Annotated in this window: 16 protein-coding genes; 3 read left to right on the top strand and 13 right to left on the bottom strand. The window is 40.9% G+C overall.

From position 1 onward, the window contains the following. Window positions 1-189: 189 nt before the first annotated feature. Window positions 190-837, bottom strand: a complete 648-nt coding sequence (locus VK159_RS10010; RefSeq protein WP_324229995.1) for a Crp/Fnr family transcriptional regulator — start codon at window positions 835-837, stop codon at window positions 190-192. A 64-nt stretch (window positions 838-901) separates the two neighbouring features. On the opposite strand from VK159_RS10010, the gene VK159_RS10005 reads away from it, so the two are divergent. Next, complete coding sequence (locus VK159_RS10005; protein WP_324229994.1) at window positions 902-1,504, top strand: ribonuclease HII; 603 nt, start codon at window positions 902-904, stop codon at window positions 1,502-1,504. A 119-nt stretch (window positions 1,505-1,623) separates the two neighbouring features. Here VK159_RS10005 and VK159_RS10000 read toward each other — a convergent pair whose 3' ends face one another. Further along, entirely contained in the window at window positions 1,624-2,232 is a 609-nt protein-coding gene (locus tag VK159_RS10000) for an L-threonylcarbamoyladenylate synthase (RefSeq protein WP_324229993.1), read from the bottom strand. A 105-nt stretch (window positions 2,233-2,337) separates the two neighbouring features. Between VK159_RS10000 and VK159_RS09995 the strand changes: the two genes are divergently transcribed. Further along, window positions 2,338-3,213: a cupin-like domain-containing protein gene (locus VK159_RS09995; protein WP_324229992.1), complete on the top strand. Its 876-nt coding sequence runs from the start codon at window positions 2,338-2,340 to the stop codon at window positions 3,211-3,213. Window positions 3,214-3,528: 315 nt separating this feature from the next. Here VK159_RS09995 and VK159_RS09990 read toward each other — a convergent pair whose 3' ends face one another. The 10 genes from VK159_RS09990 to VK159_RS09945 form a co-directional block, all read right to left on the bottom strand. Continuing rightward, window positions 3,529-4,899 carry a Gfo/Idh/MocA family oxidoreductase gene (locus VK159_RS09990; RefSeq protein WP_324229991.1) on the bottom strand — a complete coding sequence of 457 codons (1,371 nt, stop codon included), beginning with the start codon at window positions 4,897-4,899 and terminating at the stop codon, window positions 3,529-3,531. A 19-nt stretch (window positions 4,900-4,918) separates the two neighbouring features. Next, a complete protein-coding gene (locus VK159_RS09985) occupies window positions 4,919-5,932 on the bottom strand; it encodes an alpha/beta hydrolase (protein ID WP_324229990.1) in 1,014 nt (337 codons plus the stop codon). A gap of 80 nt (window positions 5,933-6,012) precedes the next feature. Beyond that, the gene (locus VK159_RS09980) at window positions 6,013-6,342 is read right to left on the bottom strand and encodes a hypothetical protein (RefSeq protein WP_324229989.1); all 330 of its coding nucleotides are present in this window, start codon (window positions 6,340-6,342) and stop codon (window positions 6,013-6,015) included. Continuing rightward, complete coding sequence (locus tag VK159_RS09975; RefSeq protein WP_324229988.1) at window positions 6,335-6,544, bottom strand: hypothetical protein; 210 nt, start codon at window positions 6,542-6,544, stop codon at window positions 6,335-6,337. The genes VK159_RS09980 and VK159_RS09975 overlap by 8 nt, the downstream gene beginning before the upstream one ends. A 12-nt stretch (window positions 6,545-6,556) precedes the next feature. Next, entirely contained in the window at window positions 6,557-7,345 is a 789-nt protein-coding gene (locus VK159_RS09970; RefSeq protein WP_324229987.1) for a TIGR02757 family protein, read from the bottom strand. After that, window positions 7,314-7,616, bottom strand: coding sequence for a type II toxin-antitoxin system RelE/ParE family toxin (locus VK159_RS09965; RefSeq protein WP_324229986.1), 303 nt, complete (start codon window positions 7,614-7,616; stop codon window positions 7,314-7,316). The genes VK159_RS09970 and VK159_RS09965 overlap by 32 nt, the downstream gene beginning before the upstream one ends. Beyond that, the gene (locus VK159_RS09960) at window positions 7,606-7,824 is read right to left on the bottom strand and encodes an addiction module protein (protein ID WP_324229985.1); all 219 of its coding nucleotides are present in this window, start codon (window positions 7,822-7,824) and stop codon (window positions 7,606-7,608) included. The genes VK159_RS09965 and VK159_RS09960 overlap by 11 nt, the downstream gene beginning before the upstream one ends. Before the next feature lie 67 nt (window positions 7,825-7,891). Next, window positions 7,892-9,031 carry a cystathionine gamma-synthase gene (locus VK159_RS09955; RefSeq protein ID WP_324229984.1) on the bottom strand — a complete coding sequence of 380 codons (1,140 nt, stop codon included), beginning with the start codon at window positions 9,029-9,031 and terminating at the stop codon, window positions 7,892-7,894. A 45-nt stretch (window positions 9,032-9,076) separates the two neighbouring features. After that, window positions 9,077-10,969: an asparagine synthase (glutamine-hydrolyzing) gene (gene asnB, locus VK159_RS09950; protein ID WP_324229983.1), complete on the bottom strand. Its 1,893-nt coding sequence runs from the start codon at window positions 10,967-10,969 to the stop codon at window positions 9,077-9,079. Between the two features lie 134 nt (window positions 10,970-11,103). Further along, window positions 11,104-11,676 carry a DUF2911 domain-containing protein gene (locus VK159_RS09945; RefSeq protein ID WP_324229982.1) on the bottom strand — a complete coding sequence of 191 codons (573 nt, stop codon included), beginning with the start codon at window positions 11,674-11,676 and terminating at the stop codon, window positions 11,104-11,106. Window positions 11,677-11,859: 183 nt separating this feature from the next. On the opposite strand from VK159_RS09945, the gene VK159_RS09940 reads away from it, so the two are divergent. Then, window positions 11,860-13,170, top strand: a complete 1,311-nt coding sequence (locus VK159_RS09940; RefSeq protein WP_324229981.1) for an acetyl-CoA hydrolase/transferase family protein — start codon at window positions 11,860-11,862, stop codon at window positions 13,168-13,170. A gap of 47 nt (window positions 13,171-13,217) precedes the next feature. Here the strand turns inward: VK159_RS09940 and VK159_RS09935 are convergent, their stop codons facing one another. Then, window positions 13,218-13,802, bottom strand: coding sequence for an ACP phosphodiesterase (locus VK159_RS09935; RefSeq protein ID WP_324229980.1), 585 nt, complete (start codon window positions 13,800-13,802; stop codon window positions 13,218-13,220). Window positions 13,803-13,818: the final 16 nt, after the last annotated feature.

Genomic DNA, 13,818 nt, shown 5'->3' with positions numbered 1-13,818 from the left:
GGTTGCCAATACCGGGTTCACACCAAACAGATAGACCAAAACCGGTACTGTCAGAATAGAACCACCTCCGCCGATGAGTCCTAACGAAATGCCAATAACAATAGAAGCGAGATATCCGATTATTTCCATGCTGCAAATGTGGATGCAATTTCAGCATCGGAAGGTGATACAAATCACACAGGTAAAAGATTATAATTTTTTCAACTCAATGGCATTGCGGTGTAATCCAACCAACCCCTTCTGCTCCATTTTTTTTAACAATCTCGAGATTACTTCTCTGGATGTATTCAACTCCTGCGCAATTTCCTGGTGACTGATGCTGAGCAGGTTAGTTTCCTGTGCTTCTTTTGCACGTTTCAGGTAAAATTCCAAGCGCTCATCCATGCTGCGAAAGGCAACATTATCCAATGTAACAAGTAATTCATCAAACCGTGCACGGTATGTTTCAATTACAAACTGGTACCAGCTTTTAAATTTGGCCATCCACTCACTCATTGTATCAACCGGCACCATCATCACTTCAGTTTCAGTAACTGTTTTCGCCATAATGGGACTTGCTTCGTGCTTTGCCGCACAAACGAGTGATAAAGCACAGGCTTCACCGGGTTTTAAATAATACATGAGAAATTCATTGCCCTCATCATCTTCACGATAGATCTTGATAAGGCCATTCAATACCAGCATGGTGCTGCGGATATACTGCCCTTTACGCATGAGTATTTCATTGGCAGGGAAAGTTTTGAACTCACCTTGTTCTTCGATTTCTGTTACCAGATTATCTTCAAACAATGGATAACTTTTGCGGAGAAGATCGTCGTGTACCTGTTGCGTAGCCATATACAAATGTTGAAATTTTATTTGGATTGAAGAAACAATAGCTTGTTAACTTACTTTTGAAGCCATGTCGTTACTCTCGTGTTTCCAGGAAGAACTGCTTGAAGCCGGCTGCGATGAAGCGGGGCGTGGTTGCTATGCCGGGCCTGTGTTTGCAGCCGCAGTGATCTTGCCCAAAGAATTTCATCATCCGTTGCTCAACGACAGTAAGCAGGTGAAAGAAGAAAACAGAAATGCGTTACGGTTGATCATCGAAGAACAGGCAACCGCTTATGCAGTAGCAAAAGTGGAAGTGGAAGAGATCGACCAGATCAATATTCTCAAAGCATCGTTCAAAGCAATGCACCTGGCATTGGATCAACTCAAACAAAAACCACAGTTATTGTTGATTGATGGAAACCGCTTTATTAAATACAAACGCACGCCCCACCGAACATTTGTAAAAGGGGATGGGCGTTTTGCTTCCATTGCAGCCGCCAGTATTTTAGCCAAGACCTATCGTGATGAATACATGCTCAATCTGCACGAACAGTTTCCGCAGTACAACTGGAAAAAGAACAAAGGTTATGGAACCGAAGAACACCGGAAGGCGATTGAAGTGCATGGGTTATGTGAGCATCACCGCAAGTCGTTTAATATTGATCCGTTGAAACTTGCTGAGTTGTTTTGATGCTAAGAGATTAAAAAGTGAAAGGAGATAAAAGAAAAGATTACTCGTATGCTGACAGCGTTTAATGAAACAGGCTTAATATTTATTCTTTACTTTTTCGCCTCTTTCAATCTCTTAGCTTAGCCAGCCCATTCACCCAAACCTTCTCTCAACACTACCGGCTCATCTTCTGTACAATCAACAATAGTTGAAGGAACCATGCCACCGATACCTCCATCAACAACAAGATCAACCAGCTTTTTAAAGTTATCATGCATGTATTCAGGATCGGTGAATTCTTCCACCATCTCTCCCGGCAATGAAGCACTGAGAATTGGATGACCTAACTCACGGATAATGGTACGTGCAATTTCATTATCGGGCACACGTAAACCAATGGTGTCTTTTTTACTCTTCAGGATCTTCGGTACTTCACGACTGGCTGGTAAAATAAATGTGTATGGACCCGGCAGGAATTGCTTCAGCATTCTGTAGACCGGGGTTGAAATTTGTTTGGTGTAGGTGCTAAGGTCGCTCAGGTCGTTACAGATAAACGAGAGTTGTGCTTTTTGCGGATCAACATTTTTAATACGGCAGATGCGTTCGATAGCTTTGTGCTGAAAAATATCGCAACCCAAACCATAGATCGTATCGGTTGGATAGATGATGATGCCCCCGCTTTGCAGACAGTCAACAATGGTTTTTATCTGCCGGGGCTGAGGGTTTTCCGGATGTACATGCAGCAACATAGTTAAAAGTACGATTGAATTGAGCCAATTTTATCAATCGGCCGACCATTTATCTGCAATTGTTCATTTATATTTGATTGTCGCATTATTAGCCCCCGATTGTTTATGCAACTAAAACCCGTTGATACATTTGATACCATCAGCCCGGAGCAGTTTCGTCGTGACTACTATCTGCCTGGCAAGCCTGTGATCATTAAATCACTTGCAAAAACATGGCCTGCTTATCACAAATGGAACTGGGATTTTTTGAAGCAAACCGCAGGGCATCATAAAGTAGGTATTTATAATAATATCAAAAGTGATGCGTACACGCCTATCAATACGGCTGATGATTACAAAACCTTTGGGGAATACGTGGATATGATCTCTCAAGGTCCGGCAGGCTGGCGCATTTTCCTCTTTAATATTTTTGATCATTCACCTGAGTTGACACAGGATTTTATCTGGCCTGAAGAGTACATGAAGGGCTTTGTAAAAAAGTATCCGATGTTGTTTGTGGGCGGGGCAACCTCCATCACACATATGCATTTTGATATTGATCTGTCGCATATTCTGCATACACAGTTTGTAGGTCGTAAGCGAGTGTTGCTGTTCCCTTATGAAGAGCAGTACAAGTTGTACCGTAAGCCATTTGAGGTATTGAGCCTCGCAGATTTCAGCAATTATCATCTCAAGAACGGCAAGCCGGATTACGAACAGTTCCCTGCCATTAAGCAGGCGATCGGTTATGAAGTGGTACTCGAACATGGCGATACGTTGTTTATGCCCGCCGGTTGCTGGCATCACATGGAGTATCTTGATAGTGGGTTTGCGATGAGCCTGCGTGCAATGCAGGAAGGTATTGCGCCAAAATTACACGGTGTCTGGAACCTGTTTGGTATGCGTGGCATTGATACTTTGTTGAAGAAAACCGCTCCGCAATGGTGGTATTCGTTCAAAAAACGGAAAGCATTTGAAGCGGCTGAAAAAGAATTGATTTAGACTGAAAGAAGGGTTCGTTTTTCTTGCATATTCCAAAAGACTGGTCTATATTTATCTCGTCACATCTGGTCCCCGTCCAACCCAATTCCAATTTTCCTTACAAAGCTCCTGATATTCCACTATATCCCGCTGATGAACAATTAGTTCCTCCCTACAATTAATTTATTATACTGTTTATTCATAATAACAACTTCTGGTTGTTGTAACTCTTTCTGAACATAAAAGATCTATTTTTTTGTGGTTTCAGAGGTAAGCAAAAGGGCCCACGATTTCTATCGGGGCCCAACTTGTTTAGAGACGAAATATGTTGACGGGTTACAGCTTTATGTCCACCACTTTATTTCCCTTTCTGCTTTGTTCAGCTGCAAAACCCATTAAATGACTTTCGATGGATGCATCGATGGTTGATGTAAGTAAGGAAGCATCGTTTTTCGATATCGCTTCAATCCAGTTGGCAACAAGGCGCCAATCGCCACCACCATGCATATCAGTTGCATTTTTCCATTCAGTTTTTTTACCGGTGAGGAAATCGGTATGCGTAAAGCTGAACATATCACCCACGATATCACCAAGACTTCCCATTACTCTTGTTCTTCTTCCTTCGTAGGATGTAAATGCTTCCATGCTGAAACTGCAGGTAACACCATCTTCAAATAAGATATTAGTTGTATAATGATCGGGTTGATCGTTCTCCATCCTGTACACACAACGACCATAATTGGTTGTTTTTAATTTCTCCATAATATGATCAGCGTGTTTCTCTTTTTCTTCAGGCATATCAAACACATAGGTTCGTTTTCGTTCCCGGTAATATTGTTTCAATGCTGAATAGGGACAGCTTGCTTCCACTTTGCAACCATCAGTACAACGGGCTGTACTTCCTTCAGGTGCATTTTTTTTATTGAACCAGCTTATATCGCCCAACGCATGAATGCTCTTGCTTTGTTTACCAATCATCCAACGTAATATATCCAGGTCATGACAACTCTTTGCAAGAATGATAGGAGTTGTTTCTTTGCTGTTATGCCAGTTTCCACGCACATAAGAATGACTCATATGCGTGTGTTCAATTGGTTCAATATGTTGTACACTTACCACTTTGCCCAACACACCGCTTTGCATGATCTTACGTAACTCCTCAAAGTAAGGGGCATAACGTAATACATGACAAACTGCAACGATCTTTCCTGTTTTCTTTGTCATGGCTAATATATCACGGCATTCTTTTTCACTGGGAGAAATTGGCTTTTCCAACAACACATGATAACCCATTTCCAATGCCTTCATACATGGTCCGTAATGCAGATTATCGGGTGTTGTAATAAGAATTGCATCTGCAAACTTGGGTCGTTTGAATACATCTTCCCATGTTTTAAATCTATTTTCATCTTTGATGGTATGTTTTTTTGCATATCGTTCATTGCGGATGGCAATTGGTTCTGCCACACCAACAATATCAAGCTGGGCAGGATATTGAACAGCATAATTTCCATACACATTTCCTCTTGAACCTGCACCACAGGTAATAACAGTGATTGGTTTGTCCGGTACAAAACTGTTGCTGAATTCAGGGAGATAAATTCGTTCACCTTTATCATTGGTGGCCCATGATGAAAGCGGCAAAACAGTTCCACCAATTGAAATTCCTAATGCTTTTAACGCATCTCTGCGTGATAATGAAGACATATATTCTGGTTTAAAATGATCAATTAGTTTGAAGCGACATTTTTAAAACTTCCATCATGAACTTTGTTATTTCTGTTTCCACACCTTGATAATCGTTAGATTTAATATAACCACCAATTACATGATCGCCGGTATTGGGCATGGCAATTTTTCTTTTTTGTTCAGATACTGTGCCAAGTTCATCATACATTTTCAACATGGCACTTACTTTCACCACACTATCCTGGTGCACATCATCTTTGTAATAGTATAACATGAGTGTTGGCTGTTTCACTTTACTGAATGTTTCTGGAACCATCGCTGTTTCTAAGTACTCCTGCAGATTCACAACTGCTTCAAGCCTGTAATGTGAATACCAATGTGCTTTGTAAATATCCCGCTGATCTTTGGTATCAACATAGTTTGATTTTTTTACCAGTCGTGCAATCTGCAAACCCCATGGATTGTTGGCAAGCCATGCATTGGGATCATTAATGGCAATATTGGGTGATAAGAGAATGATGGATGTAATTTCCGGGTAGTTGGCAGCCAGTTGTAATGCATTACTTCCACCTGTTGAAGTACCCATGATGATCACTTTACTACCAAGTTGTTTACCGATGGCATAAGCCTGCTTTACAGTTTCCCAATATTTTTCTGCGGTAAGATGAAGCATAGCATCTGTTGTGTCAATACCATGCTCAGCCAGACGTGCTAAATATAAATTGCAGCCAAACTTTTTGGCGATAGCAGTATGCACAGGATCGCCTTCTTCCTGTGAAGCAGAAAAACCGTGCAGGTACACAATAGCATATTCAGTTTTTTGTTTGGTTGAATCGTTCTGCCAAACAATACGGGCTTCGTTTTCCGGCTTGATCTTGTGTTGTGATTCGTTTTGTGTAATATAGGTTTCCAATGCAGCTGCTTCAGTTGGAACAGCCGGTAATGTGGTTGTATAAACAGGGGTTGATGGGTTGGGCCCAACGAAATAAATAACCGTAAGAACAAGAAGAATAATGAGAACCCATTTCAGCAATCGTTTCAGGAATTTCATGAGTCTTATTTAGATGATTCTTAAAATTACTGGATTCCTGTTTACCAAACGTTAACAGGGCAAACGATTGAACAGTGATGTCACCATCGTTCTGCCCCTTCGTCATCAATCTTGGTTGATCGATGTTCTGCTCTTGATTTGATCTTTTGCAATTGTCTGTCGATGATAAGCCTTGCGATCAATTGAGCAGCATTTTGTCCGCCCTGTTGCTGCAAAAGTTGTTTCATTTTTGATTCGTTTACATCAATGCGGTAGAGATAGTAGACCAGTTTTTCAAAATCAGTATTGATGAGATGGTTGATGTGGTTGGTTAGCTGCAGTTCCAGTTCATCCATCGCTAATTTCTCAGATAATTCAAGCGACAATTCTTTGTTGAGCAATGGGATGATATCCTTGTTGGGATCACTCATCTGACTTGTCTTTCTTTTTATTGTAAAACGTAAAGAGCACTGTTAACACAACTGCTATGATCGCACTTTTAACCAGAACCGAGTTGATGGTGGTATCTGCTTTTCCAGCTACCCAAACCAAAAACGCATAGTTGATCAGGGTAACGATAATGAAGTTGACAATAAGCAGAATAAAAAACTGGATGAGCTTAACGGGATTCATTTGAATTGCTTTCTAAAGTTTATTTTCCATTACACCTGTTCCGAATAATGCAAAATCATATTTCACGGGATCGTTTTTGTCTAAGATACGGAGATTGGATGTGAGTTCCAGTGCGGCCTCCCAATCGTCTTGCTTTCGGTGCAGAAGATCATACTGTCGGGCAACTCTTGATACATGCACATCCAGCGGACAAATGAGATCAGCAGGGTTTATGTTTTTCCAGATGCCAAAATCAACACCCTTGTTATCAGCCCTTACCATCCAGCGCAAATACATGTTCAACCGTTTACAGGTTGATTTTTGCATGGGTGCTGAAACGTGCTTCTCCGTTCGTTTCAAATGCTCGAATGAAAAGAAATAATTTTTGAAATGATTCAATCCTTCTTCCACCGTCATTCCCTTTGTTGGGAAGAAAGCTGTTTCCAAGGAATCATGATTGCTGTAATGCTGCTGAAAAAATTCTGTGAAGTAGTAAAGATCATCAGCAGTAAAGGTGCGGTGTTTAAAAGCGCTTAATTTTTTTAATGCCCCGGAAGTATGGTTCAGACAAAATTTGTGTGGCTGCATATTCATCAGCTGCATTAACTCTCTTGCTTTGTTGATGATGGTGGTGCGGTTACCCCAGGCGAAGATGGCTGCAAAGAAACCGGCGATCTCAATATCCTGTTTTTTGCTAAACAGATGAGGAATGCAGATGGGATCATCTTTAATGAACGAAGGTTGATTGTAGAAATCAACCTTCGCATTGAGAAATTTTTTTAGTTGCCGCTTATCGCTTAGTTCTTTTTCTGATGTATGCATTACTTCTTCTCCTATGAATTACTGCAAGCACATAAATAGTATCGTTTTCAACTACATACAAAACACTATAGGGAAATTTCTTAATCGGGCACCGTCTTACATATTTTGTAATGAATGAATAATAGTAAGGGTTGTTAACTATTTTTATTTTAGCCTGCTCAAAACTAGTGTAGAAACGCTGCCCCAATCCTGTAACTTCATGCTCATACCAATCAATGGCGCTCTCAATATCTATCCATACATCTGATCTTACAACGATATTAAAAGCCATACTTGTCGTTGATCTTTTTTCTAAACTCATCCCAACTCATTCCATCTTTTGGATTTTTGAGATAAGCTTCATACCGTTCTTCCGCAATACTGATCTCAACATCAGTAACAGGTAGTTGTTCATCATCAACACTTTCCCACAATTCTTCCGCAAGCTTAATTCGCTCTTCAACTGAAAGCTTGAGCAGTTCTTCTTTATTGTAAGGCATAAAATGATGTTTGTTACAAGTTACGAAATGAATCGCAATATTGTTTGTATCTCAGCTTCGCTCAAGACTATCCAATCGCTTTCGCAAGATCTTCAATCAGATCATCTGCATCTTCAATACCTACACTCAAACGGATCAGCGAATCATGCAAGCCATCTTTAATTCGTTTTTCTCTTGGAATAGAAGCATGTGTCATACTCGCAGGATGATTGATCAAACTTTCCACACCACCTAAACTTTCAGCCAATGCAAATAAATGGGTAGATGATAGTACACGTCTTGCTTCTTCAATACTGTCGTCTTTTAATTCAAAACTGATCATACCGCCAAAGTCACGCATTTGTGTTTTTGCAATTTCATGACCGGGATGATCAGTAAAGCCTGGCCAGTACACTTTCGCCACTTTTGGATTTGCCTTTAGCCAATGAGCAATTTTTGCACCGTTGGCACAATGCGCTCTCATACGCACAGCCAAGGTTTTAATGCCACGCAACACAAGGAAACAATCCATTGGGCCGGGAACTGCACCGGAACTTTTCTGAATGAAATATAATTTTTCACGCAGGTCTTTATCATTCATCACCAGGCAACCTTGTATGACATCACTATGACCGCCGAGATATTTTGTAGCAGAGTGCATCACTATATCAGCACCGAGATCTAACGGGTTTTGCAAATAAGGAGAAGCAAAGGTGTTATCAACACAAAGCAACGCACCTGCTTCTTTTGCAATTACTGAAACAGCTTTGATATCCGTAATGTTCATTAACGGATTGGTAGGGGTTTCCAGCCAAATGAGTTTTGTATTGGCAGTGATCGCTGCTTTTACATTCTCCGGATTGGTGGTATCAACATAAATAAATTTCAACCCGAATTTTTCAAAAACTTTCATAAATAAACGATAAGTGCCGCCGTACATATCACTTGCTGCAATCACTTCGTCGCCCGGAGCAAGTAATTTGATCACGGCATCTGTTGCAGCCACACCACTGCCAAACACCAAACCAAACTTTCCGTTTTCAATTACGGCTACTGCTTCTTCTAATGCAAAACGGGTCGGGTTCTGACTCCTTGCATATTCAAATCCTTTGTTTACACCCGGAGCTTCCTGCACATAGGTGCTGGTTTGATAAATGGGTGTCATAATAGCACCGGTTGAAGGATCAGGATGTGAACCGGCGTGGATCATTTTAGTATCGAGTTTCATATCTATAGTTTTAGCTCGTCAAACGAGAATTGCAAAGATGAGGAATTACAACAGATGCGCCGCACAGAAATAACGCCAATCATCATTCTTAACAGCATGTGCTGACTGTGCATTCACTGGTTGCTGGAGAATTTCTTTTTTCAGGATATTCTCTTTTACCAACTTTTGTCGGCTGCTTTGCAGTAATTCTTTAAAACCTGCCGATTGCATCCATTGTTGCTGCGGTGGTTCATAACCGATCTTATCTGTTCGGTAAACAATGGAGGAAGGAAGTATCTGTTTCATACTTTCCCGAAGAATATACTTGGTGAAGCCGTTTTGTAATTTATAATGCGAAGGCAACGAGAAAATAAACTGAACCAATTCATGCGATAAAAACGGTAACCGAACTTCAACGCCATGTGCCATACTGTTACGATCAGCATAACGCAACAATTCTTCCAGGCCGTTTCGCAAGGTATTATAATAAAGGAGATCGTTTAGCTTACCAACTGCCGGTTTAAAAATACTTTTCTTATTGAAATGTGTTTTACGATAATTGTTTGCAATGAATTTATTATTCAGTATTTCTTTGTTGGCTTTGTTTTCAAGTTGCACGGCTGTCATTTCAGGAAAGCGTGCCGCCAGTTTGTTTTTCCAGCTCCAGTCAACTGAAATATTATTTTGAGCGAACGCCTTTAACTCACGGCTAACGACTCCCGATTCCCGACTCTTCTCCTGCAGAAACCAATGAATGTATTTGTGATAGCCTGCCAGTGTTTCGTCTGCTCCTTGTCCGTCAAGAATTACTTTAATGCCTTGCTGCTTCGCCAGTTCGTATACTTTGTATTGCGCATAGATACTGCCCGATTGAAATGGTTCTTCCTGGTGATGAATCAAATGCTCAATATCATTGAATAATGTTTCTGCTGTTGGCGATACTAGATGTTGCTGCAATTGAAACTCATCTGCTACCTGTTTAGCGTAAGCCGTTTCATCTTTTTCAAATCCGGGAAACGAAGCAGTGAAGGTTTGGGTTTTGGAATCTGGATTTTGGATTTTTATCGTCGCTGCAATGCTTGAACTGTCTAGTCCACCACTCAGCGATGTGCCCACTTCCACGTCACTTCTCAATCTTCTTTGTACGGATGTGTTGAACAGTTGCTGAAACTGTTCAATGGCATCGACTTCGCTTAAGGTTGACTGTGTTTCTTTATCAAGATCCCAGTACTGCACAATTTCATTCTTCCCGCTGCTCAGATCTAATTTCAGGTAATGTGATTGTGGCAAACTGCGGATGTGCTCATAAAATGTTTGCGACAGATCAGCAGGATTCTTTACCCAACCTAACCCAATATAGTTGAGCAGCATACCGTGGTTGATCTTTTTCTCTACTCCTGCAGCCCAGAGAGCTTTCATTTCACTGGCGAACAAAAACTGTTCACCATCAAAAAAATAATAGAGTGGTTTTTCACCAAACCGGTCACGTGCAGTAAAGAGTGCTTGTTCCTGTTCATCCCAAATGGTAAACGCAAACATACCATCGAACTGTTGCAGGCATTCATCTTTCCAGTGATCATACGCAGCAAGAATAACTTCTGTATCAGAATGGGTAAAAAAAGTATAACCCTTCTGCTTCAACTCTTCTTTCAGCTCAAGATAATTGTAGATCTCACCGTTGTATGTAATACTGTAGCGGGCTCTTTCTCTTGGTCCTCTTTCTGTCAAACCAGGGCGTACTTCTCCTGTAGGGAAAGGAAAATGCATCGGTTGTTTACCGGTTTCACTCAGATCAATAATGGCCAAACGCCGGTGACCAAAGCCAACTGTTTTATTTTCATTCAACCAAAAGCCTTCACCATCCGGTCCACGATGAGCAATGGCGTCAGTCATTTGTTTCAACCGTTCTGTTGAAACATGATTTGGGTTCATTGAAATAATTCCGGCAATACCACACATGCTGTAAAAATCGAACTTTCAATGCAGATAAACCAAAAAGAAAAGCTCTGCATTTCTGCAGAGCCTTACTATTAATTAAAATCTTAAGAGTTTAGTTCACTACGTACATCATACATCTAACATCGTACGTCCAATCACCAGCTGATCGGCATTTTCACCATCACTTCATCCCAATCCATAATCAGGTTAATACTTTTGTCAGTTACTTTTTCAAACAACATCGTAAATGATTCGGTCACATCTGCTGTTTTTGTAACAGGACAATCAACACGCACTACATCTTTATTTGCATCATATTTAAATGCACCCCACACGTCAGTATCTTTATTAATGATAATGGTCCATTTTGCAGCACTTTCTAATGCATACATGGTATAACGACCTTTCTTTACTGTTTTGCCGCCAATTTTTACATCACGGTAAAACTCGATCTCGGTTGCTTCGTTGGCACCCAGCCGCCAGATCTTTCCATCTTCCACCAGCTCACCAAATACTTTACGGCCACTCTTTGAAGGGCGACTGTAAATAACACGGGCTATCAACGGTTCGGTTACTTTATTCGGCTGAATACGAAGAACAGGATAGTTGACAGGATAATACGACATATCCATCGGCGATTTATCCAATGGCGGTAATTTGCTTCCGTTCTGTGCTGTTGCTGTAAAACCAAATGCAACAAATAAAAGGATCATCGATAACAATTTCATACGTTCTTTTTTTGGATCTTATTTTATTAGTGACAGTTATTATGACTGTTTTTTTCTCCCGGAGGTTGTTTTGAGAACGCAAATTTAGCCCAAAGATTGCTGTCCGTAATCACCATTTATCCTGTTTATTGGCAGTTTCAGTGGCTTTGTTGTATTTTATTTTTGCATTCTAATCTTTCGATCATGTACAGGCATATCCATTATCAATCAGTAGAACAGGCCCTCTCAGTAATTAAAAGCGGTCAACGGATATTTGTTCAGGGCAGCGCCCAAACACCTCTTTATTTATTACGTGAACTGTCTAAACATTCACATAGATTGGAACAGGTGGAGTTGGTATTCATTACCGTGCAGGGCGATATTACTGTTGATCAGCCGCAATACGAAGGCATCTTCAACATCAACTGTATGTTCGTAAGTAACAGTGTGCGCAAAGCAGTGAATGAAGGCCGGGCCGATTTTATTCCCGTGTTCCTGAGCGATATACCCGATCTGTTCAAAAAAGGTTATATGCCTATTGATGTGGCCATGGTGCATGTATCGCCGCCCGATAAACATGGCTATTGTTCTTTAGGTGTGAGTGTTGATATTGCCCGCAGTGCCGTAAATACTGCCAAATACATTATTGCACAGGTAAACCCCAATGTACCACGTACACATGGCGATAGTTTGATCCATACCGATCGCTTTACATCAATGGTGTATTGTGAAGAAGCTCTGCCGGAAGTAGACTATGGTTCAAAAGTAAAAGATGATGAACTGAAAATCGGCCAATACATTGCAGGTATGATCGAAGATGGAAGCACACTGCAAATGGGTATCGGTACTATACCGGATGCGGTGCTGAAATCATTGTATAATCATAAAAATCTCGGCGTGCATACCGAAATGCTGAGTGATGGAATAATTGAACTGGTTGAACGTGATGTGATCAACAATGTTAACAAGAAAATTCATCCTAATAAATCAGTTACAGGATTTGCAGTAGGTACACGAAAGTTGTACGAATATGTTGATGATAACCCGGCATTTGTATTTCTTGATATTGATTATGTAAATGATCCGCATGTGATCCGTCGTAACCCCAAAGTGGTGGCCATCAACAGCGCAATTGAAGTTGATATTACAGGACAGGTTTGTGCCGATAGTATTGGCACAACACAATACAGTGGTATTGGCGGACAAATGGATTTTATGCGTGGTGCTGCATTGAGCGAAGGTGGTAAACCTATTATTGCGCTTACATCACGCACAGCAAAAGGAATAAACCGCATTGTGCCTTTCTTAAAACAAGGTGCAGGTGTAGTAACCACACGTGGACATGTTCATTATGTGGTTACTGAGTATGGTATTGCCTCGTTGTACGGAAAAAATTTACGTCAGCGTGCAAAGGCCTTGATTGATATTGCCCACCCCGATGACAGGGAAATGCTGGAGAGAGCTTGTGTGGAACGCTTCAAACAGTTTTTGGTTTACGATTCTTATATTCATTGAGATTATTGATCAGGTGTGGCATACTATAATAAGTATGCCACACCTGTTTATTTTTCCTGTATCCATTTCTTTACTACCGCTATCATTTCCGGAAAAAAAGCCTGGTAACATTGCCGCAGGGTTGTATCATGTTCATTAAACAAAGCAAAGGCTGTTGCACTTTCGGTTAAGTAAGTTGCACGCCGCACTACTCCGTGTAAACTATTTTCAATTCCCCATTTATTACTGTAGTTATAAAGCCAGTTCTGTGTCTTCATATAAGGGAACATGCGTGCAAAGCGTTCGGGGAAAACAGCGGTATAAGGCTCCAGCATCGTATAGGTATCAGCTGCAAACTGTTCAAGCGAATCATTATTGAAGATCAATGGATCGGAGGCGAGGTAATAATCATATACCACATCAACAAAAGCGCCTGCGTACAGGCGATAATGCGGCCTGAAAATTTCTTTTGCTTCTTTCGTTGCGGCATGGTCATCAGTAAATGAATCGATGATGCGATGCAGTTCGATGCCTTGTTGTATACCTGGCGAATAGTCGAATTTCTTTTTGCCTTTCACATAATCGCTGATCATATTACCCACAAGTAACTCGGGCTGGTGAAACGACAGGTAGGCGTGGGCGAGATAATTCATTCAGATTTTTTTACAA

The organism is Lacibacter sp., from assembly GCF_035299325.1.
GTDB lineage: Bacteria > Bacteroidota > Bacteroidia > Chitinophagales > Chitinophagaceae > Lacibacter.
Note: the sequence above shows the minus strand (reverse complement) of the source record. Positions and strands in the feature narration are given on the sequence as shown.